This window comes from uncultured Psychroserpens sp. (genome assembly GCF_947494225.1).
GTDB lineage: Bacteria > Bacteroidota > Bacteroidia > Flavobacteriales > Flavobacteriaceae > Psychroserpens.
Genome location: NZ_CANLUG010000001.1, coordinates 481,786 through 504,343 on the forward strand (window position 1 = coordinate 481,786; position 22,558 = coordinate 504,343).

Genomic DNA, 22,558 nt, shown 5'->3' on the forward strand with positions numbered 1-22,558 from the left:
AGTTGTTTAGAATTCGTTTAGAAAATGGGATGGGAATAAAAAAAAACCTTATTATTTAATAAGGTCTCTTTAATTCGTTTCGAAAACAAATGGGATTAACTCCCATAAGCTAGCTGCTGTTTCATACTATGGTTACGACGTAATTTGTTTCTATTAACTGGCGCTGCATATGCCTTAGCCATATACGTATCGAACCTAAGGTCTACTTGTTTTTGAATGTATTGCATTATAGCATCAAATTGTTTTGGGTCTCTATTAAACAATGTAGAAAAACGACCTTCCATTTTTAAATAATCTTGAATTCTCATATTTGGCAAATCGGAATCCAATTGTAATGTGTTTAAATTTTCAGTAATACGTCTTGGATCGTTTCTATATAATAACCACTGTCCAGAATTCACTGCTGCCTTGTGATATTGGTTTGGATTTTTCATATCAATACCATGAGATTTACTATGTGAGTAAGCAATAATTATTGAAGGGCCATCATAATTTTCAGCTTCGATAAACGCTTTAAGTGTTTGTTCCTGATTGGCTCCAATAGCTACAGATGCTACATAAACATCATTATAGGTCATTGCCATTAAACCCAAGTCTTTTTTCTGTTTCACTTTTCCACTAAAACCAAATTTCGCTTTAGCTCCAAATGGTGTCGCTTTAGACATTTGCCCACCTGTATTAGAATACACTTCATTATCTAAAATTAGGATATTCACATTTTTTCCAGATGCTATAACATGGTCTAAACCTCCAAAGCCAATATCATAGGCCCAACCATCGCCACCAACACACCACACACTTTTTTTAACCAAACTATCGGCAACTTTTAAAAGGGTATCTGCCTCGTTAGTGTTTATGGAACTCAAAATAGTCTTTAGCAGTTTTACACGTTTTCTTTGTTGAATAATCTCAATTTCAGTGTGCTGACTAGCTGAAATAATATCATGGACCAAATCAAAATCAATAGTATTCATCATGCCTTTAAGTAATCGTTTAGCTTCACTTTCCTGATGATCTAATGACAATCTAAAGCCTAAACCAAATTCGGCATTATCTTCAAACAAAGAATTAGACCAAGCTGGCCCTTTTCCATGTATTGTTTTAGACCAAGGCGTTGTTGGTAAAGCACCACCAAAAATAGAACTCGCTCCTGTAGCGTTTGCTACCAGTAGGCGGTCTCCAAATAATTGAGACAATAATTTCAAATAAGGTGCTTCACCACAGCCATCATCTCCTGTAGCATATTTAAATAACGGCTCTTGCAATTGCTGCTCATTTACTTTAGTCACATCTATTTTTGTTCGATCAAATTCTGGTAAGGTTTTAAAATAGCTCCAACTGTTATTTGCCTTATTTCTTTTCGTCTCTAGCTGAATAGCATCAACATCACAAACCTCAACACAATTATTACATCCGTTACATTGATCGTTATTGATTTGAATACTAAGGTTCATAAGATCAAAGACTTCCGAAGTTATAGCTTCAAAACCCAATGGTGCTTTTTCTAAGGCTTCATTATTAAACACTTTCATGCGGAGTGCGCCTAGCGGACAAGCCATGCTGCAAGCGCCACATTGAATACATGCATCTGGATTCCATTGGGCTATCATTTCAGCATCTCTCTTGGTGTTATATATAGAGGTGTTGGTTTGAAACGTACCATCATAAGGAACATCACTAACTAAAATGACATCATCTTTGCCGTTAAGTAATTTTCTGAAAAGCGTAGACGATTGTTCTTTATGAAAATCTGTTTTCTCAACGGAAAAATTAGTTTGATTTGACGTATCTACTTTTATAATTTTTGTCATTAACTGAGCCAAATTATTGGAATAGACAAAACCTGCATTTAAAAACAAGAAGCAAGCATCAAATGCTGAAACTTTAGAAGTTCCTACGCTATAGCTTGGCTTTAAGTTTTTGAGGTTTACTATATATAATACGATATCCTTATTAACAATTGTTTCTTGTGTCTTTGCTGAAAGCGATTGCCAAAAAGACTTAGACGATTGTGAAGAATTAACTAGCAATGTCCCTTGAGGTTTTATGCGTTGTAATGCGTTGTCTTTTTCGGTGAAGTGTGCATTTTGGCAAGCGATAAAATCAGCATCAGAAATTAGATATGGTGCCTTGATGGGAGCGGCATCAATACGAAAGTGATTAACCAGTCTTGATTGTGATTTTTTATAGTCTAGTTCGGTATATGTTTGAACGTAGTTTGTTTTATTAGCACCAATTAAGTGTGATAAAGGTGTGAGTTCGTTGTCCTCTGAGTTTGGTTTTTTACTATAGAATATGGCTTCAAAAGCCTTTGTTTCTAATATAAAATCATGGTCGATTGATAAACTCAAGCCTGTGATATCATCTGAAATACCAACGGTAAAGTTATGCTTTGGAGATGTCTTTTTTAAATTGTTATAGATTGATTTAACCATGGCTGGTGTGAACTCTTTTGAAGACAACCCGTAACGTCCTCCAACAATTTTAGGAAGTTCTTGCAGTTCTTTATTTTGGAATGCTTCTAAAAGCGACTGACAGACATCTAAAAAAAGTGGCTCCCCAGAAGCTCCAGGTTCTTTTGTTCGATCTAAAACCGCAATTGACTTGCAGCTTGACGGTAGAGACTTAATAAGGTGTTTTGTACTAAAAGGTCTGAACAATCTCACTTTTATTAATCCGTATTTTTCTCCTGCACTATTTAATTGTTTTATCGTTTTCTCGACTGTTTCTGTAGATGATGCCATTGTTACGATAACCTGTTCCGCTTTTGGGTGGCCTACATAATCAAATAATTGGTATGCTCTTCCTGTGAGTTTACCGAATTTATCCATTTCAGTTTGAACGCTATTAGGACATGCATTATAAAACGTATTAATTGCTTCTCTACTTTCAAAAAACACATCGGAACCTTGAGAGGCGCCTCTCAAAATAGGGTTATTAGGGTTTAAGGCTCTGTTCCGATGCGAATCAATTTGATTAGAATTCATCATTTTAGAAATTGTTTCATTCGGGATTATTTCAATTTTAGCTGTTTCGTGAGACGTTCTAAAACCGTCAAAAAAATGAACAAAAGGAACTCTAGACGCTAATGTAGCGGCTTGGGAAATTAAGGCAAAATCATGCGCCTCTTGAACAGATGATGCGCCAAGCATAGCATAGCCTGAACTTCTTACAGCCATAACATCGCTGTGGTCGCCAAAAATAGACAACGCATGTGTGGCAATACTTCTTGTAGCAACATGGATCACGTTTGGTGTTAATTCACCAGCAATTTTATACATGTTAGGTAACATCAACAACAAACCTTGGGATGCTGTAAATGTTGATGTTAATGAGCCCGTTTGGAGAGCGCCATGCATAGCGCCAGCAACACCAGCCTCACTTTGCATTTCAAAAACCGTAGGGCATGTCCCAAAATTATTTGTTTGTTTTTTTGCGTTCCATTCTTCAACCAATTCTGCCATTTCAGAAGAGGGTGTAATTGGATATATAGGAAACACTTCGTTGGTTTTGTAAGCTATATGGGCTACAGCTTGATTTGCTGTAATAATTTGTTGTGATTTTGTTTTCATTGTTGGTATAAAATTGCCGTTAAAAAAAGGACTATCAACGTATCAATAATCCTTTTTTAATGTGTTGTGATGCTCATTTTTTAAATCGTCTTCTACTGTGCCACTTTTCTCCTCGAGAAGATTTTACACACGAATACAATCTGCCTGTGTAAAGGTTCTCCATATTTGAAGCCAATGATGGCATTAATTTTATAGTTGTCATTTTTCTGTTTTTTGACATTTAAAAAGGCTGTTTATGTGAAAACAGCCTTTTTAAACTGTTGTTACTTTACAATTTCTATTGAAACTGGAGTTGGATTTGAAAGCATATCAAATACAGGTGAGAATTTTGCGAAATTTTCTAATTGCTCTGCAGATGCATCAGACTTTACTTTAAGTACCATTTTGATACCATCAAAACCTTTACGTACCTCTGGGTCCAATCCTAGGAAACCATGTAAATCGCATCCACCTTCTAAAGTAGATGTTGCACTTTCAATATCAACTCCATTGGCCGCAGCATGATAAGTCATTGCTGCTGTAAGGCAAGATCCTAAAGCGTGTAATACTACTTCTGGTGGTGTTGGTGCTTTGTCATTACCTAATAATACGTTTGGATGATCGCACTCCATAGTGAATGTTTCTTGGCGAGATTCATCTTCGGCGCCAACACCGTAAAATCCTTTAATACTAGACACGCAATGTCCTCCTGTAATCCAATCATTTTTAGATCTAAATTGAAATTTTGCCAATTCTGGATTGGTTTGAACTGCTCCAATAGTGTCTACTAATTGGTCTACATTTACTCCGTTTTTAATGTTTGCTGTTGTAATCATTGTTTTAAATTTTATTTGTTAAACATTTTAATTTGACTGGTTTAAAGCCAACGTCATGCCAAACATTATAAAATATTGATAATCAACAATTTACAACTAATTTGTATTATGTTTCTGTAAACGCAAACTCGTTAATTAACGATATTTCGTTTTTATTTTTACGATATTTCGTGAATTATATAGGGCGTTCTAAACCAAAAGCCTTGATTTTTGATGCCAATGTGGTCGCAGGAAGTTGAAGTAGTTCGGCAGCGCCATGTGTTCCTGAAATTTTCCAGCGTGTTTGTTTTAGAGCTTTTAAAATGTTCTCTTTTTCTAAATTAGACAACTCTTTTGAAGTATAAATTTTCTCCCGTATAGGGTCTTGTTGCGCATTACTAAAAGACATCTCATTTGGAATCACCTCCTTAATATTAATTCTATCGTCTTTAGAGATGATTATAGCACGTTCGATTAAGTTTTGAAGTTCTCGAACATTGCCTGGCCATTGATATGACATTAATAAAGACTTGTCTGCCTCTGTTAGATCTACAATATTTTTATTCAATTTCTTTGAAAAATGACGTATCATTTCATTTGCTATCAAAGAGATATCATTACCACGATCTCTTAAGGCTGGTACTTCAATTGGAAATACATTAAGACGATAATACAAATCTTCTCTAAATTTACCGTCGTTGGCGTGTTGTAATAAATCTCTGTGTGTCGCAGCAATAATCCTGACATTAACCTTAACCGTCTCAGAGCTTCCAACAGGATCAAATTCTCCTTCTTGAATAACACGTAGCAATTTAGGTTGTAAATCTATAGGCATTTCACCTATTTCATCTAAAAATATTGTGCCTTGATCGGCCAATAAAAAACGTCCTTTCCTATCTGCTGTCGCTCCAGTAAACGCTCCTTTTTTATGTCCGAATAATTCACTTTCAATAAGATTCGCTGGAATGGCCCCGCAATTTATACGTATTAGAGGTTTGTCATTTCTATTACTAGCTTCATGGATAGCTCTAGATACAAGCTCTTTCCCTGTTCCTGTTTCTCCATTTATTAAGACTGTGGCATCTGTAGGAGCTACATGCTTAATAAGACTTAAAACATTTTGCATTTTTACATCCTCGGCAATAATGCCATAACCGCTTGTAAGTTCCTTAATCTCTTTATTGAGATATTCTGTTTGATTGGTTAAAAAATTAATTTGGTTTTCGGCATCTAATCGTTCTTCTATATTCCTAAGAATAAGCGTGTAGAACGTTTCAGTTTCATTTCCAAACTTACTAATAGTTCCTTCATTTAAGGTTTCAGTTTCATTAGACCCTATAACTTTTACAATATTTGGAATGTAATTATTAATGGTTTTTGCTTTATTGTGCTGAGCTTCATCTATTAGTGATTCGATGACCTCAGCGCTATCTTCATCAAAAAAATAAAGCACATTGCGCTGTAGTGTATCATCATTTTCAAGTAATTTATTCGCCGATGGGTTTGTAAGAACAATTCTAAAATTACTGTCAAACATGATAATAGCATCCATAGCGCCTTGCACGAGTCCGGTTGTTCTAGAGCTCTCTAATTCAAGTTCCAGTTTAGACCTTGCTAACCGTTCTTGAATAGCATCCAATTCTCTATGCCGCTTAATCATAACAGCCAAAATGCCCTGTGCAAACCCGCCATCTTCGGTCATCAAATTTAGAAAATCTATACGTTCAATTTTAAGAACCTTTGTACGCTCTATTGTGGTTACAGATGCCGATCGTTTTTTGTTATCTATCAAGGCGTATTCGCCAAAGCATTCTCCTTGCAACAAGGTGTCATATTGATGATCGTTATCATGAACTTTAACTGTGCCGTTAATAATAACATACATAGCATCACCAATAGTTTCTTTAGCTATAATGATTTCATTTTTTCTAAAAGATTCCTCAGTAGAGTTCGCAACTAAATTCTTTAGAGATTTTTTTGATACCTCTGAGAAGAATGAGACTTTGGATAAAAAATTAACGAGATTAAGCTCTGGCATTTTTTGATAAATTTCTAGTTAAAGATATTAATTATTATTTCAGAAATGTGCATTGGTCTCATGACAAAACAATTTTAATTAACTTAGTAGCACCTAACGTAATTAATCCATAAATGTCACAGCAAAGGCTTTTGGCCGCCATAATGTTTACAGACATTGAAGACTACACAGCTTTAATGCAGCGCGATGAAAAAGAGGCTCTGAATATTAGAGACAGACATCGCAGTACATTTGAAATGACTACAGATGCATTTCATGGTAAGATTATTCAGTATTTTGGAGATGGCACCTTAAGTATTTTTACGAGTAGTGTTGAAGCTGTGAAATGCGCTATAGAATTACAAAAAGCCTTTTTAGAAGATCCTAAAATTCCTGTTCGGATTGGGATTCATGTTGGAGATATTATCTATTCTGATGAGGACATTATTGGCGATGCCGTTAACGTAGCATCTCGCGTAGAATCTTGTGCTGTTGCTGGAAGTGTTCTAATTTCAGATAAAGTTCACGATCAAATTAGAAGTCATCAAGACATAGACGCTCAATTTTTAGATGCTTATGAATTAAAAAATGTTGATGGCGCAATGCCGATATTTGCTATATCCAATGACAACTTAGTGGTTCCAAAACCTGAGGATGTCAAAGGCAAGTTAAAAGGGTCTTCTGCCACAAATTCATCATCAAACTCCAAAACTAAATGGTTGATAATTGCGATGCTTCTTATAGCCCTTACAATCGCAGGTGTATTTGCTTTTCAACATTTTAATACTGCTCATGGAAACTCTAAAGCACTATCTATTGCTGTTTTACCATTTGAAAATTTAAGCGCTGAATCTGACGCCGAAATTTTTAGAGACGGGATTACTGAAGATATTTTAACACAATTGTCTAAAATTAAGGATTTGCACGTGATTTCTAGAACTTCTGTAATGCAGTACAAGAATACTAAAAAGACCATTCCTGAAATTGCAAAAGAACTAGGAGTGTCTTATATTTTAGAAGGAAGTATAAGAAAATATGGTAATGACATTAGAATCGTTGCTCAGCTCATTGATGCCGTTTCAGATGAACATTTATGGGCCGAAAATTACGACAAAACCTTAACCAATATATTTAGCCTACAAACAGAGGTTTCTAAAGAAATTGTAGATGCCCTAGAAATTAATTTATCTTTTGAGGAAGCTCAAGGTTTGGCTGTTATTCCAACTCAAAACATAGACGCCTACAAGTTGTTTTTAGAAGGGAGAAATGAAGCGGATAAACGCAATACTGAGAGCTTAGCCAAGAGTATCTTATTGTATAAGGAAGCTATTGCCTTAGATCCTAATTACGCTTTAGCTTATGCCGAAATCGCCAATTCCATATATTTAGAAACTTACTACTCCCGAAGAGATCCCGTTGAAGCCTCTAATTTGGCAAAAGATTATTTAGATAAAGCAGAAAAAATAAATGATAAGATTTCAAGAATATATTCTGTAAAAGGCTTAATAAATAATATTGAAGGAAACCATGATGCTGCCGAAATAGCCTTTAAAAGAGCCATCAAACTATCACCTAATGATCTAACTGCCAGACACCAATATTCTACATATTTCTTTTACACTGGACAGTATAAAAAACAATTAGAGCAAGCCGAAATCGCTTATCGCTTAGACCCTTTATCTTTTCCAACAGCCAATAGTTACTTTAATGCTTTATTAGCAAATGAAGAATATGAGCGCGCTGAAACAATTATGGATAAAATTCAAAATAGAGATGATGACAGCAATCAATTTGTCATCAACAGGTCTTATTTTAGATTATTTATGGATCAAAAAAAATTTAAGAAGGCAATTCCATATCTCGAAGAAATTGTAAAAGTAGAAAACGTATTCAATCGTTTTCTGGGCTATTGTTATGTTAAAACTGGTGACACCCTTAAGGCCTATCGTACAATAGATTCTATTCGTAAAAATGCACATCCTGGAGAGAAAAGTCATCAATTGGCTGTTGTGTATTCTGCATTAAAAAATAATGACAGTGTCTTTTTTCATTTAGATACGATAAGAAATAAGCAAACAAGAACTTTAAAAAGAGAATATGATGAGTTTTTTGATCACCTTCAAACGAACAAAGAATTTCAAAACATCTTAAAATCTCATGGGATAGACATGAATTGAAATCGTCATCAAATTTGTTAAAACTAAACGATTTTTTAGGGTTTTCTCTTAACAGCCTGTTTTATATATAAGTCTAAAATTTTAAAGTGTTATGGTTATCCTATTTATTTTAGTAGAAGTTATATTAATTGGCGTTTATTTACGATTTATTAAAAGTCCCTCATAAATAAAAGTATCTAAATGTAATTGGATACGAAACAAAAAACCCTTCGCAATGAAGGGTTTTAAGTGTGGTCCCACTTGGGCTCGAACCAAGGACCACCTGATTATGAGTCAGGTGCTCTAACCAACTGAGCTATGGGACCAATAAGGGTGCAATATTACTACATATTTTCAAAGACTGCAAGAAATTTGTATCAATATTCTTAGTCAATATCCTGACACAACTCAATGAGAACGCCATTTGTCGCTTTTGGGTGTAAAAATGCAATCAATTTATTATCGGCGCCTTTCTTTGGTTTTTCGTGTATCATTTTAAATCCTTCGCCTTTTAAACGTTCGATTTCCTTCTCTATATCTTTTACTGCAAAGGCAATATGATGGATTCCTTCACCTTTCTTCTCAATAAATTTTGCTATCGGACTGTCTTCATTAGTGGCTTGTAATAGCTCTATTTTATTCGGTCCTGTTTTAAAAAACGACGTCATAACGCCTTCGCTCTCTACGGCTTCAATCTTGTAATGCTTCTTTCCAAAGAGTGAAGCAAACAATGCATTAGACGCTTCGAGGTCTTTTACGGCAATTCCGATATGTTCAATTTTCTTCATGTAAATGTATTTTGGGTTTCCTTTTAAAACGGAAATCTTATAATAAGGTATGAATTTTGCCATCAAAAATAAGATAATCCTTAAATATCATCTACTTTTGCAGATGATTACTTATTATAGTAACTATGGAAGAAACACAAAGACAGAAAAAAATAGGAGGTATTCTCCAACAAGATTTAGCCGAGGTATTACAAAAAGCAGCAATAGATGGTGGCTTGAGAGGCGTTATTATTTCGGTAAGCAAGGTAAGCGTTACAACAGATTTATCCATCGCAAAAGTATATTTGAGCATTTTCCCAAACAAAGAAGCCCAAGCATTACTTGAGGGTATTCGTTCTAACACACCATTAATTCGACATGAATTGGCTCAACGCACCAAACATCAATTACGTCGAATGCCAAACCTCGAATTTTTTATTGATGACTCCTTAGACTATATTGAAGGTATAGAGCGTTCACTTAAAGGAGAAGACAACCCAATTAAAGACCAAGATTTGTTAGATAAACGAAAGAAAAAATAATTGGGTTTTCAAAACCTTCAAAACACCTTTTATTATAAACTTTTCACTTTACATAGCAAAACGATATCTGTTTTCAAAAAGCAGCAATAATTCTATAAACATTATGACTATTATTGCCGCTTCAGGAACGGTAATTGCCTCTGCAGCTTTGTTTATAGTGCTTTCTGGTTTTGCTGGACTAAAGAACTTTAGTTTAGAGTTTTCATCCTTTGTTGATCCAGATCTAAAAGTTATCCCCTCTAAGGGCAAGTCGTTTATACTTTCAGAAAACGATGCACTCGCCATTCAATCTATTGATGGGGTTTTGGGGTATTCAAAAATTATTGAAGAACGCGTTGTCTTAGAGTTTGACAACAAACATCAAATCGTAACTTTAAAAGGTGTAGATGAAAACTTCACAACAGTTACATCTATAGACTCAATGATTTACTACGGAAATTGGCTCGAACGAGGCACTGATCAAATTGTATCTGGTGGTGGCGTTTCTCGAAAACTCTCATATGGCACATTAGATTTAACAAGGCATCAAAAAATTTACGTGCCTAAACCTGGAAAAGGACAAATCACTTCAGTAACTGGAGCTTTCACTTCTGTAAATGCCTATAATGTTGGTATCCTTGATATTAACGAAGAATTGAACAACGAGTATATTTTTTCTAATATTGAAACCGCTAGGTATTTATTGAATTATGCTGAAGACCAAGTATCGTCTCTGGAGTTTAAATTAACAGAGGAAGCCGACCAAACTGTAGTTTCAGAAGCATTAAAAAACGCATTAGGAACTAAAATTGACGTTAAGAATAGAGCGCAACTTAATGATGCGCTTTATAAAATGCTCAATACCGAAAATGTAGCGGTTTACCTTATTTTTACTTTGGTGATTATCATTGCTCTATTTAATGTTATTGGTGCGCTAATTATGATGATCTTAGATAAACGGGAATCTATTCATACGTTGTTTAATCTTGGAACAACGACAAAAGACATCAGGCGTATTTTCTTTTTACAAGGAAGTTTAATGACAATTCTAGCAGGAATAATAGGCTTATCTCTGGGATTTGTTATTGTATTTCTTCAAAAACAATTTGAACTCATTATGCTTACACCATCATTGGCGTATCCTGTTGAGTTAAAAATCATCAACTTTATTGTAGTGATTCTTACCATTTTAGTCTTAGGAGTTTTGGCTTCGAAGTTAGCATCTCAACGCATTACCAAAGATTTAGTAAAAGGATAAGTTATATAAATTGATGACTACCAAACTTTTCTAGAACCTCATCAAAAGCAGCAAATACATCTTTTGAGTCATCGCTAGTCACCATTTTCATTCTATATTCCTTAAAATTTGGAATACCCTTAAAGTAATTGGTATAGTGACGTCTTGTTTCAAAAACACCAAGTTTTTCTCCTTTCCAATCGATAGACATTTGTAGGTGTCGTCTTGCGGCTTCAACACGTTCTGCCATTGATATAGGCGCTAAATGAGTCCCTGTTTCAAAAAAGTGTTTGACTTGTTTAAAAAACCAAGGGTTTCCAATTGTCGCACGACCAATCATACAACCGTCTAAACCAAAACTATCGCGCATAAGTGCGGCTTTTTCTGGTGAATCTACATCGCCATTTCCAAATACAGGAATATGCATTCTTGGATTATTTTTCACCTCAGCAATTGGTTTCCAATTGGCTTCTCCTTTATACATTTGAGCACGCGTTCGTCCATGAATTGAAATAGCCTTGCAACCTACATCTTGAAGGCGCTCTGCTACTTCAACAATTTTAATAGAATCATGGTCCCAGCCCAGTCGCGTTTTTACTGTTACAGGAAGTTTCGTTCGTTTAACCATTTCGGCAGTTAAACTTTCCATAAGACAAATATCTTTTAGTATCCCTGCTCCTGCTCCCTTACTCACAACTTTCTTTACAGGACACCCAAAATTGATATCAATTATATCTGGATTCGATTTTTCAACAATATCAATAGTTTGAAGCATACTGTCCATATTGGCTCCAAAGATTTGAATACCAACAGGACGTTCTTTTTCATAGATATCAAGTTTCATAACACTTTTCGCAGCATCACGAATTAAACCTTCACTCGAAATAAACTCTGTATAGACCACATCGGCACCTTGCTCCTTGCACAAAGCACGAAACGGCGGGTCGCTTACATCTTCCATTGGAGCTAAAAGCAATGGAAAATCAGGAAGTTCTATGTCACCTATCTTTACCAAAATTATTTTGTTTTGCGCAAAATTACAGCTTTTTAAGTTTTAGTCAAGCGCTTCTCTTTTTAAAACCCAGAGTCCATAAATGCCAAGACCTAATTCGGCAACTGTTCCAAAGATATAACCTGAGGTTGGAAAGCCATCTATACTAATACTAAGCAATCTTCCAAAGCCAAGGCCAAGCATAAAAATAACATTAGTAATTAGTGCTGTTTTAAGATATTTGGTGTTAGTTAAACCTATAATCCACAACATTGAAAACCCTAAATAAAGTCCTGTAATAGCCTTATAAAAATTATGCTCATCAATCGTTTTAGGTAACAATTCAAATTGAGTCTCAGGGAAAAAAGCATATATAATTGCTACAGGAATAACAATGACCACCGAAATGATCAAGTGAATTTTATTAATAAAATCGTTCTTGGTTTTTAGCACTTAAAACTTTTGAAATTCGATATCTCTTTCAACTTCAATGTCGCCACGTTTCACAACAACTTTCGTTTTATCTCCTTCTTCAAAACTCGAAAGTGCGCGCATATAACTATTCATATTGGTCACCAAACTATCCCCTAGTTTAATAACAATGTCACCTTTTTCGAGACCTGCTTTATGAGCAGCTTTATCTTCTGTAATACCATCAATCCGCATCCCTTTTCCGTCGAACAAATAATCGGGAATCACACCTAAAGCAACTTTAAACACAGGCACGTCGTCGCTTTCATTTTTTGTTGTTCTGAACGGTAATTTTCCATTGTCATCAAGGTCTGAAATGATCTCGAAAATATAGCTTGATATCATATCCATCCCTTCATAGTTAAGTTTCGGTGTGTCATCACCGGGCTTATGGTAATCTTCGTGTTGGCCTGTAAAGAAGTGCATTACGGGAATATCGCTATTGTAAAAAGAGGTATGATCACTTGGGCCCACACCAGATTCATTTTCAATGATCTTAAACTTAGAGTTATTTGCCTTAATTACATGTTTTAAAATTGGTGATGTTCCAACACCATAGACAGCTAACGTACTATCTTGCTTCAATCGTCCCACCATATCCATGTTAATCATGTAGTTTGCTTTGGATAAATCTATCGTAGCATTTTTTGTAAAATAATTAGAGCCCAACAAGCCCATTTCCTCTCCAGAGAATGCCATGAATAAGTAATTGTTTCCAGAATTAGTTGTTGCCAACTTCTTGGCAAGGCTTAACATTACAGCAACACCACTTGCATTGTCATCTGCGCCATTATGGATTTCTTGCGTTTCTCCTCTATATAATGACCCTTCTGCTCCATAGCCTAAGTGATCGTAATGTGCCCCAATGATAATAGTGTTCTCGGCATTATTATCTAAAAACCCAATAACATTTGTTCCTGTAATAGTACTATCACCATCCTTTACAGTATAGTTAACTTTCTGATGCGGATCTGTTTGAGGCTTAAATGAGAAGGCTTGAAAATAACCATTTGTTCCCTTAGCCTGTAGTCCTAAGTTTTTAAAGCGTTCTGCTATGTAGTTGGCAGCAGCTTTTTCACCGTCGGTTCCTGTTTGTCTTCCTTCAAGTTCATCAGATGCCAAAAAAACAACATCCTCTTCAATAGAAATCGTTCTGGTTTCCTCTTTAGAATCTGTTTTACAGGAGAACAAAACCATCAAAAAAAGAACCACAATTAGGTTTTTCATAGCTATATATCTTAATTTTACACAAATTTAGTTAATATTTATCAGATGAAATACGCATATATTCTAATCTTAGGTGTTTTACTTTTTAATTGTAAAAGTGATTCAAAAACGGCTCCAGAAGCTCAGAAAGAAACACAAATTCAAGTTGTTGAAACCACAAAAGATTCTTTAATATACCCAGGAGAAAAGCACTTTAAGTCTATTAGACAAGTTACGTTTGGAGGAGATAATGCAGAGGCTTACTGGAGTTTTGATGACAAACAAATTATATTTCAATCTAATAACAAGGCATGGGGAGTTGGTTGTGATCAAATGTTCCTGATGAATGCAAATGAAACATTTATGGATAGTATTGTGCCTCCCATGGTAAGTACAGGAAAGGGGCGTACAACATGTTCTTATTTTTTGCCTGACAACAAGCACATCATTTACGCTTCTACGCATCTTGGTGATGAAGCCTGCCCTGATACACCTTTGCGCAAGAACGGAAAATACATCTGGCCTATCTATGATAGTTATGACATTTTTGTTGCAGATTTAGAAGGTAACATTGTAAAACAATTAACCAATGAAGTTGGCTATGATGCAGAACCAACCGTATCTCCAAAAGGTGACAAAATAGTCTTTACCTCAACAAGAAGTGGTGATTTAGAATTGTATACTATGAATATTGATGGTAGTGATGTTAAACAAATTACCAACGAATTAGGTTATGATGGTGGCGCTTTCTTTTCGCCAGATGGGACAAAATTAATTTTCCGTTCATCACGCCCAAAAACTGAAGAAGAAATTAAAGCCTATAAAGATTTACTTGCCGAAGGTTTAGTAGAGCCTACAGAAATGGAGCTTTACATCTGTAATGCAGATGGTAGTGATTTGAGACAATTAACAGATTTGGGGAATGCCAATTGGAGTCCGTTTTTTCATCCGTCTGGGGAGAAAATTCTTTTCTCTTCTAATTTTGAGGCAGAGCGTGGTTTTCCATTTAATCTCTATTTAATAGATCTTGATGGCAAAAACCTGGAACGCGTAACGCATGGTGAGACGTTTGATGCATTTCCTGTGTTTTCTAATGACGGAAAGTATTTAGCGTTTTCATCCAATCGCAATAATGGTGGTGGGAGAGATACTAATTTATTTATTGCAGAATGGCAAGACTAATTAGGTGTTAATTTCCTTCTTTATTTAATCTATCACGTTCTTCAAGATCAATAGCCCTTTCATTTGTTTCTAACCTAGTGTTTCCAAATCTATAACGAAACCCAAGAGTAACAATACGCGTATCGAGATCTGAATTGGTGAAATTAAATTGGTTTTGATACCGCACTCGCGATTTCTCATCTTGCATATTAAATAAATCTCCTGCTGTTAAAGTAATAGTGCCCTGTTTATTAAAAACTGTTTTTGAAATCGCTATCTGACTAAACAATCGGTCTTCTACAATTTGGAACGCCTGAAGGTTCTCACCAATCCATATTACATCCAAAAATAGACTTAAACTTCTATCCTTTAATAATGAAATCGTATTCGTAATATTAGAATAGTTAGACCATTGGCTTTGGCTCACAAATCCATTGCCAAAATCGGTTTCTTCATCGATATTATAGAAAGAAGTTACAAAATAAGTGTTCCAGTGATCAGTAATATTAAAATCGACTAAAAAATCGAAACCATATTCAACTGTTTTATCAAAATTAACTGAAGTATATTCAATAATGTTTGTGTCATTATCTTGTCTAGGGATTTCAGAAATTGCACCATCATAATTTTGATAATATGCTTCTACTGTCAAGAAATCAAACAATGTAGCTCCTACAACATAATGATCTAAAAACGTCGGAACTAGATTAGGGTTTCCTGTGACTACATAATTGTCATTAAAGAAAAAACGAAACGGATTTAAATCAGTATAACTTGGTCTAGCAATGCTTCGTTTGTAATTTGCATAAACATTATATCCATCTGAAATATTATACTGAAAACTCAGGTTAGGAAATAACTCTAAATAATCCTGAGTATTAGAGATGCTAGTTAAAGGAGACTGTCCCTCTAAATTAGTCTGTTCTACCCTCAAACCAACATTAAGATTATAATCATCAGTACTTGATGCATAATTGAGGTATCCTGCATAAATGCGTTCGTCATAATCAAAAGCATCCGAATTTTGAATATCTATGGTCTCATCTCCTGTATTAATATCAACATCAAATTGCATGATGTCGCTTTCTGTTTTAATATTAGACATTTTGATACCTGTTTCGAACGTAGAATTCTCACTCAACGGTAAACTGTAATCTAATTTAGTTGTAAAGATTTGGGTGTCTTGATTGGCATTAGTGTTAAATGCAGATCTATTTAAAAAATCATCATTAACATCAAAAAATTCACTTACCACCCCTTGACCTCTCTGATAATTATAGGCCGTGAAATGTGCATTAAATGCTAATTGCCCTTTAGTAAAATTGTGGTTAAAATCTAAATCAAAACCTAAGTTGTACTTGTCATGTCTAGAGAGGTTATCTGCACTAAATCTGGATAAAAAATCCCCCGTATTATCTCTAATTGTCGTGTTGTTTACAATTTTATATTTAAAATACGGTACATACAATGCATTGGATGATAAGCTCAATGTGTTATTGTCACTAATAAAATAGTCAAAATTGGCATTTAGATTATGAGTTTCAGACCATGTATTTCGATTTGTAATTGAGCGCCAGTTTTCATCTATTGCATTCGCATTATCTAAATAATTAATACTTTCATCTCCTCCTCTGTTTATTTTGTTTTTGGCATAATTATAATTTACATTAAAACTGAGGTTTTTGTTTTTGAAAAAATGGCTTGTTCCTGCATTATATTTAGGAAAAACACCTTGTGTGTATCTCGTTGAAATGCTTCCTCTATAACCAGTAATGAGGTTTTTACTCATTATAATATTTAAAACAACGCCGCTTTCAGCGTCATATCGTGCCGAAGGATTTGTAATAACCTCAACAGATTTTATCGCATTTGCAGAAGAACCTTCAAGCAATTGGTTTAAGTCTTCAGATGATAAATGTACTTTTCTATTATTTATATATACTGTTGGGCTGGTGTTTTTAACGGTTATCTCATCTCCAAGCACCAAAACACTAGGTGTGCTTTTCAATACATCTAATATATTTCCTTCTACTAAAGCTGTGTTTTCAACATTGAAAATGAGGCGATCTGCCTCTCGTTTTAATGTTGGCTTTTTTACAGTAATATTGACTTCATCTAAACCCTCTACACTTTCTGTTAGTTGAATCGTTCTTAAGTCTAAATTACCATTAAGTATAATTTTTTGCTGATAATTATTGAACCCAATAAAACTCACCTTAATAACATAAGTATTAGGTTCGAGGTTATTGAAATTAAAAGTTCCGTTTTCATCTGTTGAAGTTCCCTTTAAAATCTCACTTTCATCTGCATTTAATAAAATAACATTTGCAAATTCTATAGGTGCGTTTTTATCATCAATGACTATCCCAGAAACGGATAGACTCTGCCCATAACTCAAAAAAGAGCATACAAATAATAGTAAAATATTGAGTAGGGTTTTCAAAATTAATTAGGGTTTTGCCTGCAATATAACATTTGTTTTTAAATCCTTTTTACGGTTTTACCACACTTATTAGGGTTTTTGTAAACATTTATAGCGTTTTATGCATAATAAATCAACTATATTTGCAAATCTTTATTGAGATGAATTAGGATGTTATGAAGCACATTAGGAATTTTTGCATTATTGCACATATAGATCACGGAAAAAGCACACTTGCAGACCGTTTACTTGACTTTACAGGCGCAGTAACCGCTCGCGAAAAACAAGATCAGTTGTTAGATAGTATGGACTTAGAGCGTGAGCGCGGTATTACAATTAAGTCGCATGCCATTCAAATGGAATATACATTTGAGGGACAAGAGTATGTGCTTAATCTTATTGACACTCCTGGTCACGTTGATTTTTCTTATGAAGTGTCTAGATCTATCGCTGCCTGTGAAGGAGCTCTGCTCATAGTAGATGCCGCACAAAGCATACAAGCACAAACCATTTCTAACTTATATCTAGCCTTAGAAAATGATTTAGAAATAATTCCTGTTCTTAATAAAGTTGATTTACCAAGCGCCAATCCTGAAGAAGTAACAGATGATATCGTGGACTTATTAGGCTGTGATCCTGAAGAAGTTATTCATGCTAGCGGAAAAACAGGGTTTGGTGTTGATAATATTTTAAAAGCGATTATTGAACGTGTTCCCGCACCGAAAGGAGATCCAGACGCGCCCTTACAAGCCTTGATTTTTGACTCAGTATACAATACTTTTAGAGGTATTGAAACCTATTTTAGAGTCTTTAATGGTGAAATTAAAAAAGGGCAAAAAATTAAGTTTGTCGCTACAGGTAAAGAATATTTTGCAGATGAAGTTGGCACTCTTAAACTGAATCAAGTTGCAAAGAAAACTGTAAAAGCTGGTGATGTTGGATATTTGATTACTGGAATTAAAACGGCTAAAGAAGTAAAAGTTGGTGATACCATAACTGATTTTGAAAACCCTACAACCAACATCGTAGAAGGGTTTGAAGATGTAAAACCTATGGTGTTTGCTGGAATTTATCCCGTTGATACCGAAGATTACGAAGAACTTCGGAATTCTATGGAAAAATTACAATTAAATGATGCATCTTTAGTATTCCAACCAGAAAGTTCTGCCGCTTTAGGTTTTGGGTTTCGTTGTGGATTCTTGGGAATGCTACACATGGAAATTATACAAGAACGCCTTGAACGCGAATTCGATATGACTGTAATTACAACAGTTCCTAACGTGTCGTATCATGCGTATACTAATAAAAACCCAGACGAAGCTTTTGTTGTAAACAACCCTTCTGATTTACCAGAACCTACAACAGTCAATCGTGTTGAAGAGCCTTTTATTAAAGCAACTATTATCACCAAAGCTGATTTTGTTGGTAATGTGATGTCACTCTGTATTGAGAAACGAGGCATGATTATGAATCAAACTTATCTCACCCCAGAACGTGTTGAATTAACTTTTGAAATGCCACTCGCAGAAATCGTCTTCGATTTTTACGATCGCTTAAAAACAGTATCTAAGGGTTATGCATCATTTGATTATTCTCCAATAGGAATGAAAACCTCTAAACTTGTTCGTTTAGATATTTTATTAAATGCACAAACAGTAGATGCGCTTTCAGCTTTAATTCATGCAGACAATGCACATAATATTGGTAAAAAAATGTGTGAAAAGTTAAAAGAATTGATACCAAGACAACAGTTTGATATTCCAATCCAAGCAGCTATTGGTGCAAAAATAATTTCTCGTGAAACTGTAAAAGCCCTACGTAAAGATGTAACTGCAAAATGTTATGGTGGAGATATTTCACGTAAACGTAAACTTTTAGAAAAGCAGAAAAAAGGTAAAAAACGAATGCGTCAAGTAGGTAACGTCGAAATACCTCAGCAAGCATTTATGGCTGTATTAAAACTTAACGACTAGCCATTAAAATAAAAATTATACCATCAACGGAAGAACTTTACTTCCGTTTTTGTATTTTTAGGTATGAGGAATTGGGGAAACTTCATACTTATCGCTATGCTTTTTGTTTCTTTTTTTGGTTTGGCTCAAGTCACACCAAAATCTGAAATAAGAACATTATTAAACAAAGCTCAAGAGTTTCATAAAACAAATCAAGACAGTGCTTTGCATTATGCCGAAATCGCCTATGCAAAAAGTATTGTGCTTAATGATGTCACTTTAATTGCGAGGTCTATTGTTTATAAAAACACCTATCTTCTTGTTCAAAAAAAGTATGATGAGGCAGAGCAACTCTTTCAATACAATTTTAATCACTTAGACTCGCTTCCCGAAGGATTAAAAGGTGACACCTATTATAATTTCGGATCTATAAAGTACCTAAAAGAAAATTATGATTTGGCTCTAGAACATTACTTTAACGCCATAATTCATTACAAAAAAGGCGCTGTTGATAAAGGGCTTCGAAAAGCATATTTACAAATTGGTGTTATCTACAGCAAACTTAATAGGGATGATTTAGCCGATTATTTTTATAATAAATCCCTAGCTTCTGGAGCAGATAATCATTCGGCAAAAGGAGAAAACATATTGCCTACCACGCATGACGAACAAGAAAAGTTAATCATGTCAGAAAAACTGCTTTCTGGAATTAAAGATAAAAGTAACTCGAGATTGGCCGCTATTATTTATTACAATATGGCACAGAGTTATATTGAACTCCAAGATTATGAAAACATTATCAAGTATAATCTCGAGTCTGTAAAAATTAAAGATCGCATAAACTATATGGCTAATAAAGACAAAAGCTATGCCTATGTTGGAGAAGCCTATTTCAATTTAAAAAACTACAATTTGGCAATCGAATATCTTAATAAAGCTCTTAAGAATTCTGAGAAGCGACAGTTTAAACTAAAAATTAACGACTTGTTATATCGCGCCTACGAGCACATAGGCGATTATAAAAATGCGCTACGAGTTTCTACAACAATAAATACAGTAAGAGATTCCCTCAATTTATTAGAAGAACGCGAACGTATTGCCGAAATCACTTCGAAGTTTGAAACCGAAAAACAAGCCAAAGAAATCCTGTTGCTTAAACAAGAAAACCAGGCTAAAGAATTACTTATTTCCACCAATGAAAAGAATATCTGGAAATGGACCTTATTGGCATTATTAGCAACATTAATTGCGGTGTTTTTAGGGCAAAAATTGATGGGATCCATAAAGCGACTTAAAACCGTTGAATACGAAAAGGAACAAATTGCTAAAAAAGTTGAAGAGATTGCTGTTATTCTAAACAATAAGTCTAAGATCTATTTAGATAAATTAAAATACATAAAATCTGATGGAAATTATTTGGAATTTGTTACAGACGACAAGACCATCATTGATAGAAATAAACTTAAAGATATTCTTAATGCATTACCGCCAAATTTCGTTCGTGTACATCGATCGTATGTCATAAATAAAAACTTCATAGATGCATTAAATAGTAAATCTCTGTTTTTAAAATCCAATATAGAAATCCCCCTTTCCAGAACCTATAAGGCAAACATTGCCTAATACCTTGGGTTAAACATGTTGTTTTTTGTGTTAGTTATCACATTTTGGAGCATTGAAGTGTTCTATCATATAACTTTAATCTAAACCAAAATTCACATATTATGAAAACCAAGCATTTATTAGCAATGGTGTTGCTCCTATTTATATCGAGCATAACAACACGAGTTGAGGCTCAAAATATCTTTGAAAATAATACTGAATATAATTCGCTATCTCTTTCTTCTGAAACCATCGATTTAAGAACTTATGAAATTAACCTAGACGACGAAATACAATATGACATTTCCAATGCACCTAAAAGTATTACACAATTCGAAGCTCAAAAAAATGCTGTAGCATATGCTCTTAATATGATAGCATTTGGCGTGGGGTTTGGTTTTACCGATTTAGAGACTCTATGGTGTATGCATGCTGAATATTATCTTAGATTGGCATTAGTTCAAAACGCTGCTTTTTATGGCGCTTTTGGAATAGGTTACAGCAGTATTAATGGCGATTTCCTAAACACCAATTTGCTTAACGTCTCTTTAAAATTACTCATGGTTTCTCTATTAGCAAAACAGTTCCAGCAAGTGTTTTTGCAGTATGGGATTTTTGCAAAATACGCTTTCGGAAAAAACAAGTTTAATGATGGTTTTAAAAATGATCTCAATGTCTTAACTGCCGGATTAATTATTGGACTCCATATTTTACTAACAACGCGATGGTCTTTAATGGTTCAAACCAATGTATTGACTTATGAAGAACAAACCATCAAAACAGAAGGTAGTGAAACAAAAAGCGATTCAACCTTTGGGTTAATAAACAAAAATAACATTCTCGCATTATCATTGGTATACACCTTTGGAAACCGCAACCGCAAGTAATCAATTTTTTAAAACCACATATTATGAAAACAATCAATTTAAAACTAATCATGCTCCTATTTTGCTTAGGAGGATTTATGACAATTCAAGCCCAAGGGCTTTACAATTTAGCTACCTTAGATCACGATGACGATGCTCCGCTTAAGTGGTCTAGTGGTGTTGATTTTGGCTACGATGATGTTGTTGACACATTTGATGAAGGTGTTGCATGGGCAAATAATACTATTGGTGGAAGTGCTGGATTTGGGTGGAGTGATAATGACGGTAACAGTGAAACATCATTCTGTGTTGGTGCTGAATATTTACGTAGAATCACAGGTGATAGACAAAACCCAAATGGTGCAGGTTACATAGGAGCTTATGCAACATATCATAACGCAAGTGCTGATAATTTTGATGAAAGTATTTTTAGAGTTGGTCCTAAGTATACTTACTTTGATCGCTTAACAGCATTTAATGAAGTGCAACTTATTTATGGTGCCAATGCTTACTATGAAACAGGAACTCGTGATTTTTCTGGATTTGAAGAAGATGTAACGGGTTATGGAGCTAGCCTATATACAGGTGTAAACATTAGGCTATGCAATAAAGCGTCTCTCGGTGTTGAAGTTCCAGTGGTGTCTTATTTGAGTAGAACATTCGAGGCTAACGGAACCGAGTTTGATCAAGACAATTTTAGGATAGGTATTAATAAAGACAACATGGTGTCTGCGACATTAAGATGGGTTCTTGATGAATTAGATAAAGTCATGACTGAAGAGAAGTAAACGAAAAGAAAATTTATGGTTAATTATAGATAATC

Annotated in this window: 16 protein-coding genes and 1 tRNA gene; 8 read left to right on the forward strand and 9 right to left on the reverse strand. The window is 34.6% G+C overall.

Annotated features, from left to right (window positions below; translation table 11 throughout):
- Nucleotides 1-95 precede the first annotated feature (95 nt).
- The 3 genes from Q0893_RS02170 to Q0893_RS02180 form a co-directional block, all read right to left on the reverse strand.
- Nucleotides 96-3,572, reverse strand: a complete 3,477-nt coding sequence (locus Q0893_RS02170; RefSeq protein WP_299272184.1) for a 4Fe-4S binding protein — start codon at nucleotides 3,570-3,572, stop codon at nucleotides 96-98.
- 263 nt (nucleotides 3,573-3,835) lie between these two features.
- The gene (locus tag Q0893_RS02175) at nucleotides 3,836-4,387 is read right to left on the reverse strand and encodes an OsmC family protein (protein WP_298901192.1); all 552 of its coding nucleotides are present in this window, start codon (nucleotides 4,385-4,387) and stop codon (nucleotides 3,836-3,838) included.
- A 175-nt stretch (nucleotides 4,388-4,562) separates the two neighbouring features.
- Nucleotides 4,563-6,404, reverse strand: a complete 1,842-nt coding sequence (locus Q0893_RS02180; RefSeq protein WP_299272189.1) for a sigma 54-interacting transcriptional regulator — start codon at nucleotides 6,402-6,404, stop codon at nucleotides 4,563-4,565.
- 113 nt (nucleotides 6,405-6,517) lie between these two features.
- Between Q0893_RS02180 and Q0893_RS02185 the strand changes: the two genes are divergently transcribed.
- Complete coding sequence (locus Q0893_RS02185) at nucleotides 6,518-8,560, forward strand: adenylate/guanylate cyclase domain-containing protein (protein WP_299272192.1); 2,043 nt, start codon at nucleotides 6,518-6,520, stop codon at nucleotides 8,558-8,560.
- Between the two features lie 231 nt (nucleotides 8,561-8,791).
- On the opposite strand, the gene Q0893_RS02190 is transcribed toward Q0893_RS02185, so the two are convergent.
- Both Q0893_RS02190 and mce read right to left on the reverse strand, forming a co-directional pair.
- Nucleotides 8,792-8,865, reverse strand: a tRNA-Ile gene (locus Q0893_RS02190).
- Between the two features lie 60 nt (nucleotides 8,866-8,925).
- Nucleotides 8,926-9,327 carry a methylmalonyl-CoA epimerase gene (mce, locus tag Q0893_RS02195; protein ID WP_298901526.1) on the reverse strand — a complete coding sequence of 134 codons (402 nt, stop codon included), beginning with the start codon at nucleotides 9,325-9,327 and terminating at the stop codon, nucleotides 8,926-8,928.
- A gap of 125 nt (nucleotides 9,328-9,452) precedes the next feature.
- Between mce and rbfA the strand changes: the two genes are divergently transcribed.
- A complete protein-coding gene (rbfA, locus tag Q0893_RS02200) occupies nucleotides 9,453-9,848 on the forward strand; it encodes a 30S ribosome-binding factor RbfA (protein WP_299272195.1) in 396 nt (131 codons plus the stop codon).
- Between the two features lie 103 nt (nucleotides 9,849-9,951).
- On the forward strand, nucleotides 9,952-11,085 hold the full coding sequence (locus Q0893_RS02205; protein WP_366915878.1) for an FtsX-like permease family protein: 1,134 nt from the start codon (nucleotides 9,952-9,954) through the stop codon (nucleotides 11,083-11,085).
- A 1-nt stretch (nucleotide 11,086) separates the two neighbouring features.
- On the opposite strand, the gene dusB is transcribed toward Q0893_RS02205, so the two are convergent.
- From dusB to Q0893_RS02220, 3 genes are read right to left on the reverse strand one after another with little or no spacing between them, the layout of a single operon-like run.
- A complete protein-coding gene (gene dusB / locus Q0893_RS02210; RefSeq protein WP_298901188.1) occupies nucleotides 11,087-12,079 on the reverse strand; it encodes a tRNA dihydrouridine synthase DusB in 993 nt (330 codons plus the stop codon).
- A gap of 39 nt (nucleotides 12,080-12,118) precedes the next feature.
- The gene (locus tag Q0893_RS02215; RefSeq protein WP_299272197.1) at nucleotides 12,119-12,508 is read right to left on the reverse strand and encodes a DUF4345 domain-containing protein; all 390 of its coding nucleotides are present in this window, start codon (nucleotides 12,506-12,508) and stop codon (nucleotides 12,119-12,121) included.
- Nucleotides 12,509-13,753 carry a M28 family peptidase gene (locus Q0893_RS02220; RefSeq protein WP_299272199.1) on the reverse strand — a complete coding sequence of 415 codons (1,245 nt, stop codon included), beginning with the start codon at nucleotides 13,751-13,753 and terminating at the stop codon, nucleotides 12,509-12,511.
- Between the two features lie 45 nt (nucleotides 13,754-13,798).
- On the opposite strand from Q0893_RS02220, the gene Q0893_RS02225 reads away from it, so the two are divergent.
- Nucleotides 13,799-14,914, forward strand: a complete 1,116-nt coding sequence (locus tag Q0893_RS02225; protein WP_299272201.1) for a hypothetical protein — start codon at nucleotides 13,799-13,801, stop codon at nucleotides 14,912-14,914.
- A 7-nt stretch (nucleotides 14,915-14,921) separates the two neighbouring features.
- Here Q0893_RS02225 and Q0893_RS02230 read toward each other — a convergent pair whose 3' ends face one another.
- On the reverse strand, nucleotides 14,922-17,336 hold the full coding sequence (locus tag Q0893_RS02230) for an outer membrane beta-barrel family protein (protein WP_298901184.1): 2,415 nt from the start codon (nucleotides 17,334-17,336) through the stop codon (nucleotides 14,922-14,924).
- A gap of 155 nt (nucleotides 17,337-17,491) precedes the next feature.
- On the opposite strand from Q0893_RS02230, the gene lepA reads away from it, so the two are divergent.
- The 4 genes from lepA (at nucleotide 17,492) to Q0893_RS02250 (ending at nucleotide 22,523) form a co-directional block, all read left to right on the forward strand.
- Nucleotides 17,492-19,288: a translation elongation factor 4 gene (lepA, locus tag Q0893_RS02235; protein ID WP_298901183.1), complete on the forward strand. Its 1,797-nt coding sequence runs from the start codon at nucleotides 17,492-17,494 to the stop codon at nucleotides 19,286-19,288.
- Between the two features lie 96 nt (nucleotides 19,289-19,384).
- Nucleotides 19,385-20,890: a LytTR family transcriptional regulator DNA-binding domain-containing protein gene (locus tag Q0893_RS02240; protein ID WP_298901182.1), complete on the forward strand. Its 1,506-nt coding sequence runs from the start codon at nucleotides 19,385-19,387 to the stop codon at nucleotides 20,888-20,890.
- A 101-nt stretch (nucleotides 20,891-20,991) separates the two neighbouring features.
- Nucleotides 20,992-21,756, forward strand: coding sequence for a hypothetical protein (locus tag Q0893_RS02245; RefSeq protein ID WP_298901180.1), 765 nt, complete (start codon nucleotides 20,992-20,994; stop codon nucleotides 21,754-21,756).
- A gap of 23 nt (nucleotides 21,757-21,779) precedes the next feature.
- Nucleotides 21,780-22,523: a hypothetical protein gene (locus Q0893_RS02250; RefSeq protein ID WP_298901178.1), complete on the forward strand. Its 744-nt coding sequence runs from the start codon at nucleotides 21,780-21,782 to the stop codon at nucleotides 22,521-22,523.
- The last annotated feature ends 35 nt before the right edge of the window (nucleotides 22,524-22,558 follow it).

Bases quoted from the DNA above. Each gene is read 5' to 3' on its own strand.
- Q0893_RS02220 (WP_299272199.1), bottom strand. From the start codon at position 13,753: ATGAAAAACCTAATTGTGGTTCTTTTTTTGATGGTTTTGTTCTCCTGT.
- Q0893_RS02180 (WP_299272189.1), bottom strand. From the start codon at position 6,404: ATGCCAGAGCTTAATCTCGTTAATTTTTTATCCAAAGTCTCATTCTTC.
- Q0893_RS02170 (WP_299272184.1), bottom strand. From the start codon at position 3,572: ATGAAAACAAAATCACAACAAATTATTACAGCAAATCAAGCTGTAGCC.
- lepA (WP_298901183.1), top strand. From the start codon at position 17,492: ATGAAGCACATTAGGAATTTTTGCATTATTGCACATATAGATCACGGA.
- Q0893_RS02250 (WP_298901178.1), top strand. From the start codon at position 21,780: ATGAAAACAATCAATTTAAAACTAATCATGCTCCTATTTTGCTTAGGA.
- Q0893_RS02240 (WP_298901182.1), top strand. From the start codon at position 19,385: ATGCTTTTTGTTTCTTTTTTTGGTTTGGCTCAAGTCACACCAAAATCT.
- Q0893_RS02175 (WP_298901192.1), bottom strand. From the start codon at position 4,387: ATGATTACAACAGCAAACATTAAAAACGGAGTAAATGTAGACCAATTA.
- Q0893_RS02225 (WP_299272201.1), top strand. From the start codon at position 13,799: ATGAAATACGCATATATTCTAATCTTAGGTGTTTTACTTTTTAATTGT.
- mce (WP_298901526.1), bottom strand. From the start codon at position 9,327: ATGAAGAAAATTGAACATATCGGAATTGCCGTAAAAGACCTCGAAGCG.
- Q0893_RS02205 (WP_366915878.1), top strand. From the start codon at position 9,952: ATGACTATTATTGCCGCTTCAGGAACGGTAATTGCCTCTGCAGCTTTG.
- Q0893_RS02245 (WP_298901180.1), top strand. From the start codon at position 20,992: ATGAAAACCAAGCATTTATTAGCAATGGTGTTGCTCCTATTTATATCG.
- Q0893_RS02185 (WP_299272192.1), top strand. From the start codon at position 6,518: ATGTCACAGCAAAGGCTTTTGGCCGCCATAATGTTTACAGACATTGAA.
- rbfA (WP_299272195.1), top strand. From the start codon at position 9,453: ATGGAAGAAACACAAAGACAGAAAAAAATAGGAGGTATTCTCCAACAA.